The sequence below is a fragment of the Stenotrophomonas sp. GD03877 genome (assembly GCF_029840555.1).
Taxonomy (GTDB): domain Bacteria; phylum Pseudomonadota; class Gammaproteobacteria; order Xanthomonadales; family Xanthomonadaceae; genus Stenotrophomonas; species Stenotrophomonas geniculata.
The window spans coordinates 49,265-62,906 of record NZ_JAOCCT010000025.1 but is presented as its reverse complement, the minus strand read 5'-3'; the positions used below and the strand labels follow the sequence as shown (position 1 = coordinate 62,906).

Annotated in this window: 12 protein-coding genes and 2 tRNA genes; 3 read left to right on the top strand and 11 right to left on the bottom strand. The window is 65.4% G+C overall.

The features are described 5' to 3' along the window. Window positions 1-32: 32 nt before the first annotated feature. Window positions 33-2,090 carry a ParB/RepB/Spo0J family partition protein gene (locus N5D20_RS17320; protein WP_212632151.1) on the bottom strand — a complete coding sequence of 686 codons (2,058 nt, stop codon included), beginning with the start codon at window positions 2,088-2,090 and terminating at the stop codon, window positions 33-35. 78 nt (window positions 2,091-2,168) lie between these two features. Next, entirely contained in the window at window positions 2,169-2,996 is an 828-nt protein-coding gene (locus N5D20_RS17315; protein ID WP_033939133.1) for a DUF932 domain-containing protein, read from the bottom strand. Between the two features lie 592 nt (window positions 2,997-3,588). On the opposite strand from N5D20_RS17315, the gene N5D20_RS17310 reads away from it, so the two are divergent. Further along, entirely contained in the window at window positions 3,589-4,449 is an 861-nt protein-coding gene (locus tag N5D20_RS17310; protein ID WP_234026070.1) for an AraC family transcriptional regulator, read from the top strand. 88 nt (window positions 4,450-4,537) lie between these two features. Beyond that, complete coding sequence (locus tag N5D20_RS17305) at window positions 4,538-5,173, top strand: LysE family translocator (protein ID WP_033939131.1); 636 nt, start codon at window positions 4,538-4,540, stop codon at window positions 5,171-5,173. Window positions 5,174-5,278: 105 nt separating this feature from the next. Here N5D20_RS17305 and N5D20_RS17300 read toward each other — a convergent pair whose 3' ends face one another. Next, window positions 5,279-5,896 carry a LysE family transporter gene (locus tag N5D20_RS17300; protein ID WP_033939129.1) on the bottom strand — a complete coding sequence of 206 codons (618 nt, stop codon included), beginning with the start codon at window positions 5,894-5,896 and terminating at the stop codon, window positions 5,279-5,281. A gap of 66 nt (window positions 5,897-5,962) precedes the next feature. Here N5D20_RS17300 and N5D20_RS17295 point away from each other — a divergent pair, with 66 nt between their 5' ends. Next, a complete protein-coding gene (locus tag N5D20_RS17295) occupies window positions 5,963-6,886 on the top strand; it encodes a LysR family transcriptional regulator (RefSeq protein ID WP_106468522.1) in 924 nt (307 codons plus the stop codon). Window positions 6,887-6,926: 40 nt separating this feature from the next. On the opposite strand, the gene radC is transcribed toward N5D20_RS17295, so the two are convergent. The 8 genes from radC to N5D20_RS17255 form a co-directional block, all read right to left on the bottom strand. After that, on the bottom strand, window positions 6,927-7,436 hold the full coding sequence (radC, locus tag N5D20_RS17290; RefSeq protein ID WP_033939127.1) for a DNA repair protein RadC: 510 nt from the start codon (window positions 7,434-7,436) through the stop codon (window positions 6,927-6,929). A gap of 325 nt (window positions 7,437-7,761) precedes the next feature. Next, window positions 7,762-8,907 (bottom strand): PDDEXK nuclease domain-containing protein, encoded by a 1,146-nt coding sequence (locus tag N5D20_RS17285; protein ID WP_033939121.1) that lies wholly within the window; start codon window positions 8,905-8,907, stop codon window positions 7,762-7,764. Next, window positions 8,904-10,103, bottom strand: a complete 1,200-nt coding sequence (locus N5D20_RS17280; RefSeq protein ID WP_106468523.1) for a site-specific integrase — start codon at window positions 10,101-10,103, stop codon at window positions 8,904-8,906. Before N5D20_RS17280 ends, N5D20_RS17285 begins: the two co-directional genes overlap by 4 nt. 229 nt (window positions 10,104-10,332) lie before the next feature. Continuing rightward, window positions 10,333-10,409: transfer RNA gene (locus tag N5D20_RS17275), tRNA-Pro, on the bottom strand. A gap of 140 nt (window positions 10,410-10,549) precedes the next feature. Then, window positions 10,550-10,626, bottom strand: a tRNA-Pro gene (locus N5D20_RS17270). Between the two features lie 56 nt (window positions 10,627-10,682). After that, entirely contained in the window at window positions 10,683-10,799 is a 117-nt protein-coding gene (cydX, locus tag N5D20_RS17265; RefSeq protein ID WP_005410354.1) for a cytochrome bd-I oxidase subunit CydX, read from the bottom strand. Between the two features lie 53 nt (window positions 10,800-10,852). Beyond that, entirely contained in the window at window positions 10,853-12,004 is a 1,152-nt protein-coding gene (gene cydB, locus N5D20_RS17260; RefSeq protein ID WP_049435076.1) for a cytochrome d ubiquinol oxidase subunit II, read from the bottom strand. Between the two features lie 15 nt (window positions 12,005-12,019). Further along, window positions 12,020-13,609 carry a cytochrome ubiquinol oxidase subunit I gene (locus N5D20_RS17255; RefSeq protein WP_197578438.1) on the bottom strand — a complete coding sequence of 530 codons (1,590 nt, stop codon included), beginning with the start codon at window positions 13,607-13,609 and terminating at the stop codon, window positions 12,020-12,022. Window positions 13,610-13,642 lie beyond the last annotated feature (33 nt).

Sequence of the window (13,642 nt, the reverse complement as noted above, 5' to 3'; positions counted from 1 at the left end):
CCGGAACCGGGGCGCTTATCTGCGGTGCAAGGTCACGCGGCCAGCGCCTCGGCCTGCGGCTCATCCGCCACGGCGGCGGCATCCTCCGGCGCTTCCGCGCCCGCATCCGCCGCCACGGCCTGCGCGTCCTGCTGCGGGGCTTCGGCGCGGAAAATGGCGGGCATCCAGCCGGTGCCATCGGCCAGCCGTTCGGCTTCACTGGCAATGTCGGCCTTCTTGAGCTTCGCCAGCCGGGTGACGTGCGATGGCGCGAACGCGCCCACGGCTTCCAGAATCACGGCCTTCGGCACATGCCGGAAGTAGCCTTCTGCGGTCGGCTTCCACCATGCCGCCATGTCCAGCCCCACGGCCTGCGCCAGTTCCGCGCCCGGCTGGTGCGTCGTGGCGCGAGGCGTCACCACGTCCACGGTCGCCGCCACGCATACCGCCAGCAGCCGCACCAGTTCGCCTTGCTCCATCGCCAGCAGCGCGGCGAACAGTTCGGCGCTGTCCTGCGGCAGCGCTTCGCCCGCGACCTGCTGCAATTCGCGCAGGGCCACGGCGGCGGGCGACTCGGGCCAGTCGGAGGCCATGCCTTCCAGCCGGCCTTGCACTTTCAGGCTCACGCCTAGCGGCAAATCGTGGCCGTAATGGCTGTCCTGCAAGACGGTCTGCACCATGCCATGCACCAGCGCGGCCAGCGCGACTTGCGGATGCCGTGCGACTTCGATTTGCAGCGCGGCGGTGCGGTGGGCGCTCAACCGCTGCGCCAGCCGGTCGGACATGGCGGCGGTCTTGGGCTGCTCGTCGTTCTCGCCTTCTTCGTCGTTCGCGGCTTCGCCTTCGCTGCCGAAACCCTGCCGCAAGCGTTCCAGCGTGCGCAGCGCCTTGGCTTCGGCTTCGCGCATCAACCCGCGATGAATCACGGTTTCGCCGTTGCGGTCGATGGTGACGATGGCACCGGCTGCGGCCTTCACGTTCGTGGCGTAGTCCTGCAAGCCATCTTCCAGCGTCTGCAACTGTTCGCCCAGGGTTTCGCCTTCTTCCTGCAAGGCATCGGCTTTTTCCTCGTCGTCGGCGTCCAGCGCGGCATCCACGGCTTCGGCCAGTTCGTGCAGCTTGGCTTGCAGCTTCTCGATGCGCTGCGCTTCGCGTTTGTTCGGGCTGCGGCGTTCCTGCGGGGCGCGCTGGAAGGCGTGCAGGTCGGCATGGGTCATGCCGGGCGTGGCATCCACCCATGCCCAGCCCTCGGCCTTCACTTCGGCGGCGATGCCCGCCAGCTTGTCTTGCGCCAGCCGCTCCAGCAGCGCGGCGTCGGCCAGATACACGCCCTTATCGCCTTCCGCGAACAGGTCGCGGCGAATGCCGCCGCCTTCGCGCTCGTAGGTGTCCAGCCCGACGAAGCGCACCAGCGGATGCCGGTGGGCGTCGATTTCGCGCTCGGTCAGGCGTTCGCGCAAGTGGGACGGATGGCGCTGCCACGTCGGCGCATCGTAGAACGCGGCCTCCTGCGCGGCGTGGTCGTCGGTGATGGCAAGGGCCATCAACTGATCGAGCGAGACGGCCTCGGCGCGGTAGTCGGCCAGCAGGCGCGGCGAGACGTTGGCGAGTTTCAAGCGGCGTTGCACCACCAGCGGCGTGACGCTGAAATCCGCTGCAATGTCCTCGATGGGGCGGCCTTCGGCCACCAGCGCGGCGAATGCCTCGAACTGGTCGGCAGGGTGCATGGCTTCGCGCTGTACGTTCTCGGTCAAGCTGGCCGTGCGGGCGGTGGCATCGGCCACCAGCAGGCAAGGCACCTCCCATTCCTTGCTGATGCGGTGCTTCTTCGCCAACAACTTCAACGCAGCGAGGCGACGGCCACCTGCCACGACTTCGTAATGCTCGCCATCGGCGGCGGCAATCACGATCAGGTTTTGCAGCAGGCCGACACGCTGGATGCTGGCGGCGAGTTCGGGGATGGACATGCGCGGGGTCTTGCGCACGTTGCGGCCAGTGGGCCGCGACACCAGCCGCGACAGCGGCACCAGAATCAGGTTCTTGGTCGGGTCGGCGGCTTCCAGCGCGTGGGCTTGAATGGCGCGGGCTTCGGTTTGGGTAATGGCATTCATGGTGATAACTCCTTGCGGTTGGGATGCAGCAGCGAAGAAAGCGGCAAGGGCTGCTGCCTGCCCCAGCCGCGTGGGGATTCAGGCTTTCAACTGGCGCATGCCATCGGCCAGCAGCCAAAGCGCACGGTTGAGGCGGATGTTCTGGTCGATGCCCTGCACCGGGCGGGTTTGCTGGCGGCGTCCGTTGGCGCTGCGCCCGCGCAGGCCGCCTTGGGTCAGGTTTTCTTGCGTGCGGTTGAACACGCTCCACAAGTCCGGGCGGCGGTCATCGAACCGGCGCGGCATCAGGATTTGCGATTCGGTAATGGGCGCGGGCTTGTCGGGGTCGTCGTACTTGAGGGCCAGCGCGGCGCGGGCGAACACTTCGGATTCGCCATCGTTCAAGGTGATGGCGCGCATGGCATCGCGGGATTCCTTCACGCGGTCGAAGCCACGCAAGACTTCGTAAGCGCCTTCGATGACGGAACCGGCCACGTCGCCTTTGTGGGGCACGCGCACGTCTGCCACGGTGTCGCCGCAGACAAGGCCATTGCTGCACACGAACCGGAACATGCCGGCCAGCATCTGATAGCTGCTCGTTCCGTCATGGGAATTGAGCAAGACGATTTCGTTGGCTTCCGCGCCGTTGATCTGGCTGGCATGGCGCAGGCGCAGCATGTGTTTGGTGTGCTCGCGCTTGCCTTCATCGCGCACGCGGGTCTGGCAAGCCATGAAGGGTTGGAATCCTTCTTTGCGAAGCTCGGCCAGCACGGCGGACGTGGGGATGTAGGCGTACCGCTCGGAACGGCTCTCATGCGGGGCATCCGCGAAGATGGACGGGGCCACGCGGTGAATCTGGTCATCGGACAGCGGGTAATCGCTGCGCAGCGAGGGGGAACGGGAAGCGAATCGGGATGCGAGTTGCATGGTCTTTCTCCTGACAAAGAAGGGTTTGCTGTTCAAACCGCACACCGGATTCCTAGATTCGGAGCCCAGCCTTTCGGCTGTTCGGTGCGGTCGGCACGAGGAACCCGGTTGGCCCTGTTGCCACCGTCTTTCCTGAGTTCATCGCCCGCGACGGTCAGGAGCGCGCGGACGGGGGCCGTCAAGGAGGAAAGCGCAGGGTTGGTGCGGCCCGCAGGCGCAGCCGAGGACACGGCCCTGCGCGCCTTGACGGCACACGGCCGCGGGCTACAGTCGCGGACAAGGTGATGAGGTCAGGGGAGACGGCTGGACATGGCAACGGCCATCCCTGTGTGCCGACCGCACGCAAGCGAAGCGCGCAGGCCCGGAGCTGGAAGCCGGGCCGGAGGCGTCAGGGATGGAAGCCCGTCAGGGGCGAGACTCGCGCAGCGAGGCTCGATGCAACGCACGACAGCGCGACCCGGCCATGCTTCTTGGCCGGGGACGCTAATGCATGGATGCCTGTTCCAGGCCCGGAAGCTAAAATTGCCAGCGACCCAGGGGTGTCTGTTTCCGAGACACCGCACCTTTCAGAACAACAATGTGCGAAGACTGCATGGACGCCGATCTCGAAACGATGACTAGCCGTCCGTACTGTGCAGGCCAACGCAGCGATACCCAGGCATTCTGGCGCGATCCGGCCTTGCCCTTCGTCGAGAGCCGCCGCGCCTGCCAGAGCCGGGCCTGCTACAAGCCCCACCATCACCCGACCTTTTCCATTGGTGCCGTCGATGGCGGCACCAGCGTTTTCACCGGTGCCGCCGATGGCCCGGTTCTCCTGTCCCCTGGCACGCTCGTCTTCGTGCCCGCATCACGTGTCCATGCGTGCAACCCGGCTCCGGACACCGCCTGGAGCTACCAGATGCTGCACCTGGACGCCGCGTGGCTCCAGGCTGTTCGGCGGGAGTACGCCCGAACCGACGCGATGGACGACGAGCCGGTGCGCATCGTGACCGATCCGGCGGTCTATGCGCACTTCTGCCGACTCAACGTGCTGCTGTTCAAGGAAGGCGACCCGATCGAGAAGGAAGCCGCGCTGATCGAGTTCGTCGGGGACTACGACACCGAACAGGGGCTCTCCATCAAAGGGCCGACCGTGCCGTCGAACCTGGCGGAGCGGATTCGGCCCGCCCTGGACTGTCTGTGTGCTTCGCCCACCGCCACTACCACCCTGGAGAAGTTGGCAGAGCTGGCAGGCATGAGCCGCTATCAGGTGATCCGGGCATTCCGCGCCGTCACCGGCATGACGCCGCACGCCTGGCAACTCAACCAGCGCGTCAACCTCGCCAGGGAGTGGATTCGCAGCGGTGACAGCCTTGCAGACGTGGCCCAGCATCTCGGCTTCGCCGATCAGGCCCATTTCCAGCGGGTGTTCAAGGCGCATGCCGGTGTGACGCCCGGCCGTTTCCGGGCCTGACGCCGCAAGCGGCGCGGCTGCAATTTCCTTCAATACGGAAGGCGCTGCGGCCGGCACACTGCGTAGAAAAACTACGAGTGCGTCCTGAATGCAGCCGTTCCTGATGATTGCCGCAGCGCATTTCCTGGCGCTGCTTTCTCCCGGCCCCGACTTCTTCCTGATCGCCCGAACCTCGCTGTCCGCCGGCTGGCGGGTCGCCAGCGGCGCCTGCCTGGGGATCGCCGTCGCCAATGGCGTTTTCATCGTTGCCGCCTTCGCCGGCATGGCGGCACTGCGCCCGGACAGCCTCCCGTTCGTCGTATTGCAACTGGCCGGCTGCGCTTACCTGCTCCATCTTGGCGTGCTGTTCATCCGCCACGCGGGCCGCAGCGACCTGGATGTCTCGAATGGCGGGCGTTCCACGGCACCCGCGCATCCTTTCATCGCGTGGCGACGCGCAACCGGCATGGGCTTCCTGTCCGGCATCCTGAATCCGAAGAACGCGCTGTTCTACGCGAGCCTGGCCGCGATGCTGACCGGCGCGCATGCCAGCGCGGGCTGGAAGACGATCTATGGCGTCTGGATGTTCAGCGTCGTGTTGCTGTGGGATCTGCTGGTCGCGGTCATGATCGGCAACCAGGCCGTCCTGCGCCGCTTCGCGCGGGCGCTGCCGTGGCTGGAACGCATCTCCGGTGCCATGCTGATCCTGCTGGCGGTGGCTGTCCTTGTCCTCCTGGCGCGTTGAGAAGCACGCGATAGGGAATGGATTTCCGAAACGCTGTCTCGGATTTCCGAGGCAGCGTTTCCCCCAGGGTCGAGACGCCGCAGGGCGGCGCGATGCCCCGCGCAGTCAGCGCGCCCCGCGCGCCACCGCCAGCAGGACACCGAAGCCGACCAGCAGCCCGCCGAAGGCGCGGTCGATCCAGTGGCGCACGGCCAGCAGCCGGTCGCGCACGGCCCCGGCCGAGAAGCAAAGCGCCACGAGGCCGAACCAGGCCATGTGCGCAACCGAGATGAATGCGCCGTAGCCGATCTGCACCGCCAGCGGCGTGTCGGGCCGCACCACCTGCATGAACAGGCTGACGATGAACACCGTGGTCTTCGGGTTCAGCGCATTGGTCAGGAAGCCGGTACGCAAAGCCGCCATATCCGACAGCGGCGCCACGGTACTGTCGGCCAGCGCGCCACTGGGCTTGGCGCGCAGCATCTTCACGCCGAGATAGATCAGATAGACGGCACCGACCAACTTGATGGCGTTGAACAGCCAGAGCGACTGCTGGATCAACAGGCCCACGCCGACGAGCGTATAGGTGACGTGGACGAGCACGCCCAGGCCGATGCCCAGCGCCGTCAGCATGCCGGCACGGCGCGACAGCATCAGACTGTTGCGCGTGACCATCGCAAAGTCCGGCCCAGGGCTGATGACGGCCAGCAAGGTGATTGTGATGACAGCTATCAATTCGGTCATGGCGTATCCTGTCGAAGAACAACGAATTAGCGAGATGCTAGCGACTGCATCCCCCGGTGAATAACGATGTTTTCTGACAAGAATGGTGAGCTGGAATCACCATCGAGCGATTCGCGCCTGCCTTCGCTGTTGGCCCTGCGCTGCTTCGAGACGGCGGCCCGGCTGGAGAATTTCAGCCGGGCGGCGGCCGAGCTGCACCTGACCCACGGCGCGGTCAGCCGCGCCGTGCGCCTGCTCGAAGACGAACTGGGCGTGGCGCTGTTCGAGCGCCGCAGCCGGCGCGTGTTCCTGACCGATGCCGGCCGCACGCTGGCGCGGGCCGTGGGCAATGGGCTGGATCTGATGCGGCAGGCCGTCGGCGAGTTGCGCGCCAGCGCCCGCCAGGGGCGGCGCTGGGTGCTGTCGTGCGAGCCGACGCTGCTGATGCGCTGGCTGATCCCGCGCTGGCCGGACTTCCAGGCCCGGCATCCGGGGATCGACGTACACCTGGTCGCCGGTGGCGGGCCGTTCTCCTTCGCCAACGGCATCGACCTGGCCATCCGCCGCGACGACTTCCCCTGGCCCGATGGCTACCACGCCGAACCCTTGTTCGCGGAAAAGGTCGGCCCGGTCTGCCGTCCCGACAAGGTGGCGGCCTGGTTCACCACGAAGAAGGCCGGCGCCGCGCTCAAGGCCGGCGCACCGCGCCTGCACACGCGCACGCGGCCGGGCGCGTGGCCGGAATGGGCGGCGGCCGCAGACCAGCGCGCACCTGATGCGCCGGGACAAACCTTCGATCATTTCTATTTCAGCTTGCAGGCGGCCGTGGCCGGCCTGGGTGTGGCGGTCGGCCCGTGGCATCTGGCACGCGACGATCTGGACAGCGGCGTGCTGGCCGCGCCGCTGGGTTTCGTGGAGGACGGCTCGCGCTATTGCCTGTTGTCGCCGCGGCCCTTGCAGCCCGATAGCCCGCAGGCCGATTTGCTGGCATGGCTGCGGGCCTTGGCATAGCCACAATCGGGCGCAGCAAAAAGGGGCCGAAGCCCCTTGGTCAGATCAGGCCGCGTTCTGCGAACGACGCCGTGGTGCTGCCAGCGACGATGACGTGATCGAGCACGCGCACGTCCACCAGCCCCAGCGCATCCTTGAGCCGCCGGGTCAGCGCCCGGTCTGCCGCGCTCGGCTCCGGGTTGCCACTTGGGTGGTTGTGCGAGATGACCAGAGCCGCCGCGTTGAGCCGAAGCGCCTCCTTGACCACTTCGCGCGGATGCACTTCGGCCGAGTCGATTGTGCCGTGGAACATTTCCCTGTATTCGATCAGCCGATGCTGCGTGTCGAGGAACAACACCGAGAACACCTCATGCTCGAAGCCGGCCAGCTTGGCAAGCAGGTATTCCTTGACCGCCGCCGGTGAAGTGAAAGACGTACCCCGCTGCATCTTCTGGTCGATGACCAGGCGCGCGGCCTCCAGAATCTGATCGGCCGATGCCAGCGCATAGTGCCCGTGAGAGTCACGCACCAGCAAAGCGTCATCGAACGAGGAAAAGGACAGTTGCGACATGATCGTGCTCCGGTTGCTCGGGCGGAATTGCCCGGAACCGTGTTCAGCACGGCGCAGCGCAAGCAGTCACAAGGTCGAAGACGGCCGCCAGGACGCCAGCGCGCATGGCGCGCGCCGCCTTTGACGGCGAGAACGCCGTGGTACGGTGAAGGGAACAGCAAGACCGCCTAAACCCCGCCCACTGCACACACCCGCCTTTAAGCAAGCGCAGCGCGCAGGCCCGCGAGGGCCGAAGGCGTCAGGGGGCAGCGCCGAATGGCCGCGATTCGGCACGAAGCGCGAGGCGCAGCCCGCGAACCCGACGGCGGCACGCCGGGACGCCCGGTTATCGCTTGCGTCTCTTGGGGACGATCGTTCCGCGAGATTCGATCAGCCGCCGCGTGTTCTCCAGTTCCTCTTGCAGCACTTCGGCATCCGGCAGCACCATCTTGTAGTTCGCCGCCATCACCTTGGACGGCAAGCCCTCCAGCGCATACCGCGCCAAGGCATGGCCCTTGTCGGCGCAGAGGATCAGACCCACGGGCGGGTTCTCGTCGGCAAACGTCCAGTGCTCCTTCGCATAGTTGCAATAGAGGTGCATCTGGCCCACGTCGGCATGGGTCAGCGCGCCGAGCTTCAAGTCGATGATGACCAGGCAACGCAAGCGACGATGGAAGAACAGCAGATCGACCCGATACCAGGTCTGGTCGATGCGCAATCGGCGCTGCCGCCCGACGAAGGCGAAACCGTCGCCCAGTTCGAGCAGGAAATCCTCCAGCCGCCGGATCAGGGCTTGCTCAAGATCGGATTCCGAATACTCATCCTTGAGGTCAAGGAACTCCAGCACATACGGGTCTTTGATCGCGTCGTCAGGGGTGACGGCATCCCCGGGGTTGGGCACGGCGCCCTTGACCAGCATCGCCGCCTTGTTCTTCGACAGCGCCGTGCGCTCGTAGAACTGGCTGTTGATCTGCCGGTCGAGCTGGCGCACGCTCCATCCGCCGCGCAGGGCTTCGGCCTCGTAGAAGCGGCGGGCGTGTTCGTCCTTGACCGACAGCAGCCGGACGTAGGCCGACCACGGCAGCGTGAAGACCTGGGCCAGTTCATCGAGGCGCCAGGGACGCGCCCGCGCCACTGGCGCCGGGGAAGATTCGCTAGACACTGTCTGGCGAATTGGCCAGGTCAGGAAGAACGACCGCATTTGCTGCAAGTTCGGGCGGCTGAACCCGCGCCCGAACTGCGCGGTCAAGTCAGCCGACAGCCGTTCGATCAACTGTTCGCCGTACCCGGCACGCCGCTTGCCCCGTTGCTCGGCCTCCACGATCCGGCGGCCAATCTCCCAATAGCTGGCGGTCATCAGCGCATTGACGCTGCGTGCCGCCGCATGGCGGGCGGCATCGAGCACTTCCACGATACCGTCGTGGATGCCGGCATAACCGGCTGGCGGGGCGGCGGGGGTGTCCCCCGCCACCGAAAGCGTCTTCTTGCTCATGCCGTCGCCTCCGCAAGGCGCCGCACGCCCGTGATGGCCTGCCGCCGGCTCGCCACCAGCTCGGCCGCTTCCCGCACCGGCTTGTCCTCGGTGTGGACGTAGTGCATGAACATCGCTACGGTCTTGTGGCCCGTCAGCTTCATGCCCACCTTGGTTGGCACGCCCGAATTGGCAATGTCGGTGGTGGCCCGGTGGCGGATACCGTGCGTGCCAACATGTGGCACGCCGGCGGCCTTGAGCACGCGCTTCCAACCGCCATAGTGCTCGCCGTGGGTCAAGTGTTTGGTCGCGTCGTTGGGCGACGGCAGGACATAGGGGCAACCTTCCAGGCGCGGCGCCGTCGAAAGCAGCCGATAGGCTTCCTCGCTCATGGGTTTGGAAATGCCGCCGGTCTTGCTGTCGGGCCAGACGACGCGACGCTTTTCCAGATCAATCCAGTCCCATTCGAGCGGGCAGATTTCGGAGCGGCGGGCGGCAAACTCGAATTGCAGGCGGATCGCCAGCGGGATGACGTAGTTCTCCAGTCCCTCGGCTTCCAAGTGCTCCAGGTGACGGAAGATCCGCACCAGTTCATCGTCCACGATGAGCCGGGTTTCCTTGCCGGGCGGGTACATGGGAACGTGGCGGCACGGATTGGTGCCGTCCGGGCGAAGGCCCCACACTTCGGCCAGGTTGAACATCTTGCGCAGCACGCCGAAGGTGCGGTTCGCCTCGGCCGGCTTGTGGGCCAGCTTCTTCATCAGTGCGGCCACGTCCGGGCGCTTCACTTCCTGCACCTTCATCCGGCCCATGATGGGAATGATGTTGCGGTCGATGACCCCCTGATAGCCGCGCTGCGTGCTCGGCTTGTTGCGCTGCTTGGAGTAGTCCTCCATGAAGGTCTGGCAATACTCCTTCATGGTCGGCGCCTTGCGGGCGGCATTCTTGGCCGCGCTGGGGTCGCCGCCCTTGCGCACTTCGGCCAGCCACTCCTGCGCCATGAAACGGGCCTGTTCGACAGTCAGTTCGCCAAACTGGCCCAAGGCAGGCTTGCGGCGCTCGCCGGCGTTCGTGCGGTACTGGAGCATGAACACCTTGCGGCCGGCCGGGGTGATCTTGCACAGGAAGCCGGGCACCACGGTGTCCCGGAGTTCGACGGCCTGCGCCTGGGGCTTTGCCGCATCGATGGCGGACTTGGTGAGTTTGATTCTTGCCATGACGACTCCTCGGAAACCTCGGTTTCCAAGAGCCACATGGGAGCCACGCGACCGGAAGCCGGGTCAAGTTTCGGAAAGCACCGGCATATGATGGACGCGCCTAAGTTATTGATAAACCTGCTGTAGCGGGCTTAGGCGTAGTCCAGCGAAATGCCGGGCTGGAGTCATCGTCAAACAAAAAAACCCGGAGGACAGTGATGTCTTCCAGGCTTCTTGGTGACCACCGAAGTGGTCGGGGAGACAGGATTCGAACCTGCGACCTCTACGTCCCGAACGTAGCGCTCTACCAGACTGAGCTACACCCCGAAGGGAGCCGCCTATTCTAGCGATTCACCCCGATGGCGGCAAGGGGTGAATGCTGTTTTCTTCACACTGCCGAAGCAGTGCCACTTCAGGGAACAAAAAAGCCTGGACGACTTCACCAGGCTTCAATGCGACCACTTGAGTGGTCGGGGAGACAGGATTCGAACCTGCGACCTCTACGTCCCGAACGTAGCGCTCTACCAGACTGAGCTACACCCCGAAGGAGCCGCCTAAGATACCGTGTGAAGGCCAAGGCGGCAAGGTTTTTTTTACAGCTCAGCGACGATTTTCTTTCTCGATACGGTTCTGCTCGCGGGCTTCGAACCACATGCCGTTGAGGATGGCCACCGTCGAGGCGAGGCCGGCGCCGAGAATCCAGGCGAAATACCACATGGTCAATCTCCTTTGTTCAAGGGTGTGCCGGCCGTGGGCCGGCACACCGGCAATCAGTAAGCGTTCGGGTTGTTGCCCATCTCTTCGGTGGTGGTCTTGCCCTTCAGCACGCGGTACACCCAGGTGGTGTAACCGATGATGATCGGCAGGAACACCGCCGTGGCCAGCAGCATGATCCACAGGGTCAGGTGGCTGGACGAGGCATCCCACACGGTCAGGCTGGAGGTGGGCTGGCTGGAGGACGGCAGCAGGAACGGGAAGATGGCGAAGCCGACGGTCAGGATGATGCCGGCGATGGCCGCACCGGAGGCGATGAAGGCCAGGCCGCCGCGACGGGCACGCAGCAGTACCGCACTGGCCAGCAGGCCGGCCAGGCCCAGCAGCGGCGCCAGGATCGTGGCCGGCATCGCGCTGTAGTTGCGCATCCAGCCACCGGCAGCGCCGAGTTCGGCAGTCTTCAGCAGCGGATTGGTGGCGCCATCGGTAACCACCTGCGAGGTGATCTGGTAACCCGGCAGGCCGAAGGCCACCCAGGCACCGCCCACCGCGAACAGCACGAAGGCGATGATCGCTGCGATGCTGCCGAAACGTGCCGCACGTTCGGCCACCGGGCCGTCGGTCTTCAGCACCAGCATGGCCGCACCGTGGGCGACCAGCATCGATACGCTGAGCAGGCCGGCCAGCAGCGCGAAGGGCATCAGCAGGCCGAAGAACGAGCCGGTGTAGAAGATGCGCATGCTGTCATCGAAGTGGAACGGCACGCCCAGCACCACGTTGCCCACCGCAACGCCCATGATCAGCGCCGGGATGAAGCCACCGATGAACAGCGCCCAGTCCCAGGTGTTGCGCCAGCGTTCGCTGGGCATCTTGCTGCGGAACTTGAAGCCGACCGGACGCAGGATCAGGGCGAACAGGATCACGAACATCGCCAGGTAGAACCCGGAGAAGCTGACCGCATACAGCGGCGGCCAGGCGGCGAAGATCGCACCGCCACCGAGCACCAGCCACACCTGGTTGCCTTCCCAGACCGGGCCGATGGTGTTGATCACCAGCCGGCGCTCGGCATCGTTGCGGGCGACGAAGGGCAGCAGGGTGCCCACGCCCAGGTCGAAACCATCCATCACGGCAAAACCGATCAGCAGGATGCCGAGCAGCAGCCACCAGATCACGCGCAGCGTGGTGTAGTCCAGAAGAATGAAATCCATCGTGGTTCTCCTGCCTCAGGCCTGGCCGGCGGCGGGCGCCGAGGCATTGTGGGAAGCATGCGGCTGGGGCGACTGCAGCGACGGCAGCACCTCGTCCGGACCCTTGCGGATCGCCTTGAGCATCAGCTTGATCTCGACCACGATCAGCGCGGTGTAGATCGCGGTGAAGCCGGCCAGGGTCAGCACGATTTCATGCAGGGCCAGGCCCGATGCCGCATAGAAGGTCGGCAGCACGCCATCGACCGCCCACGGCTGGCGACCGTACTCGGCCACGAACCAGCCGCACTCGATCGCGATCCACGGTGCCGGCAGCGTCCACAGGGCCACCTTGAGGAACCAGCGCTTGTCCTGGAAGTTGTTGCGGCAGGAGTAGTAGAAGGCCAGGGCGAAGAAGGCGATCAGGTAGAAGCCCAGGCCGGCCATCACGCGGAAGGTCCAGAACAGCGGCATCACGCGCGGCACGGTATCCATCGCCGCCTGCGAGATCTCCTGCGGGGTGGCGTTGAGGATGTCATCGCGGTAGCGCTTGAGCAGCAGGCCGTGGCCCAGGTCCTGCCAGTGGCGATCGAACATCTCGCGCGCCTCGACGTCGTTCTTGTTGGCACGCAGGCGTTCCAGTGCACCGTAGGCCAGCTGGCCACCGCGCACGCGGTGTTCGGCGCGCTCGACCAGTTCCAGGATGCCCGGAATCGGCTGGTTCAACGAACGGGTGGCGATCAGGCCCATCAGGTAGGGGATCTTCACCGCGTAGTCGTTCTGGTGGGTTTCCTGGTTCGGGATGCCGAAGGCGGTGAAGTCGGCCGGCGCACGCTCGGTCTCCCACATCGCTTCGATCGCGGCCAGCTTCATCTTCTGGTGTTCGCTGGCGGCGTAGCCGCTCTCGTCACCCAGCACCACCACCGACAGCGATGACAGCAGGCCGAACGCCGCGGCCACCGCGAACGAACGACGGGCCAGGTCCTTGTGCTTGTTGCGCAGCAGGAACAGGGCACTGATCGCCATCACGAACACCGCACCGGTCACGTAGCCGGCGCTGACGGTGTGCACGAACTTGGCCTGCGCCACCGGGTTGAACACCACGGCCATGAAGTCGACGACTTCCATGCGCATGGTTTCCGGGTTGAACACCGCGCCGGTCGGGTTCTGCATCCAGCCGTTGGCGATCAGGATCCAGATCGCCGACAGGTTGGTGCCCAGTGCCATCAGCCAGGTCACCATCAGGTGCTTGACCTTGCTCAGGCGGTTCCAGCCGAAGAAGAACAGGCCGACGAAGGTGGCTTCCAGGAAAAATGCCATCAGGCCTTCGATGGCCAGCGGCGCACCGAAGATGTCACCCACGTAGTGGCTGTAGTAGGACCAGTTCATGCCGAACTGGAATTCCATGACGATGCCGGTGGCGACGCCCATGGCGAAGTTGATGCCGAACAGGACGCCCCAGAACAGGGTCATCCTGCGCCAGATCTCCTTGCCGGTCATCACGTACACGCTCTCCATGATGGCCACCATGAAGGACAGGCCGAGGGTGAGTGGTACGAATAGGAAGTGGTACATCGCGGTCAGCGCGAATTGCAGCCGCGACAGCTCTACGACTGTCTGATCAATCATGGCCTGGCTACCTCGTTGGATAGTGCCGTTGCA

Coding starts and splice junctions, on each gene's coding strand:
- N5D20_RS17320 (WP_212632151.1), bottom strand. CDS start 2,090: ATGAATGCCATTACCCAAACCGAAGCCCGCGCCATTCAAGCCCACGCG.
- N5D20_RS17315 (WP_033939133.1), bottom strand. CDS start 2,996: ATGCAACTCGCATCCCGATTCGCTTCCCGTTCCCCCTCGCTGCGCAGC.
- N5D20_RS17310 (WP_234026070.1), top strand. CDS start 3,589: ATGGACGCCGATCTCGAAACGATGACTAGCCGTCCGTACTGTGCAGGC.
- N5D20_RS17305 (WP_033939131.1), top strand. CDS start 4,538: ATGCAGCCGTTCCTGATGATTGCCGCAGCGCATTTCCTGGCGCTGCTT.
- N5D20_RS17300 (WP_033939129.1), bottom strand. CDS start 5,896: ATGACCGAATTGATAGCTGTCATCACAATCACCTTGCTGGCCGTCATC.
- N5D20_RS17295 (WP_106468522.1), top strand. CDS start 5,963: ATGTTTTCTGACAAGAATGGTGAGCTGGAATCACCATCGAGCGATTCG.
- radC (WP_033939127.1), bottom strand. CDS start 7,436: ATGTCGCAACTGTCCTTTTCCTCGTTCGATGACGCTTTGCTGGTGCGT.
- N5D20_RS17285 (WP_033939121.1), bottom strand. CDS start 8,907: ATGAGCAAGAAGACGCTTTCGGTGGCGGGGGACACCCCCGCCGCCCCG.
- N5D20_RS17280 (WP_106468523.1), bottom strand. CDS start 10,103: ATGGCAAGAATCAAACTCACCAAGTCCGCCATCGATGCGGCAAAGCCC.
- cydX (WP_005410354.1), bottom strand. CDS start 10,799: ATGTGGTATTTCGCCTGGATTCTCGGCGCCGGCCTCGCCTCGACGGTG.
- cydB (WP_049435076.1), bottom strand. CDS start 12,004: ATGGATTTCATTCTTCTGGACTACACCACGCTGCGCGTGATCTGGTGG.
- N5D20_RS17255 (WP_197578438.1), bottom strand. CDS start 13,609: ATGATTGATCAGACAGTCGTAGAGCTGTCGCGGCTGCAATTCGCGCTG.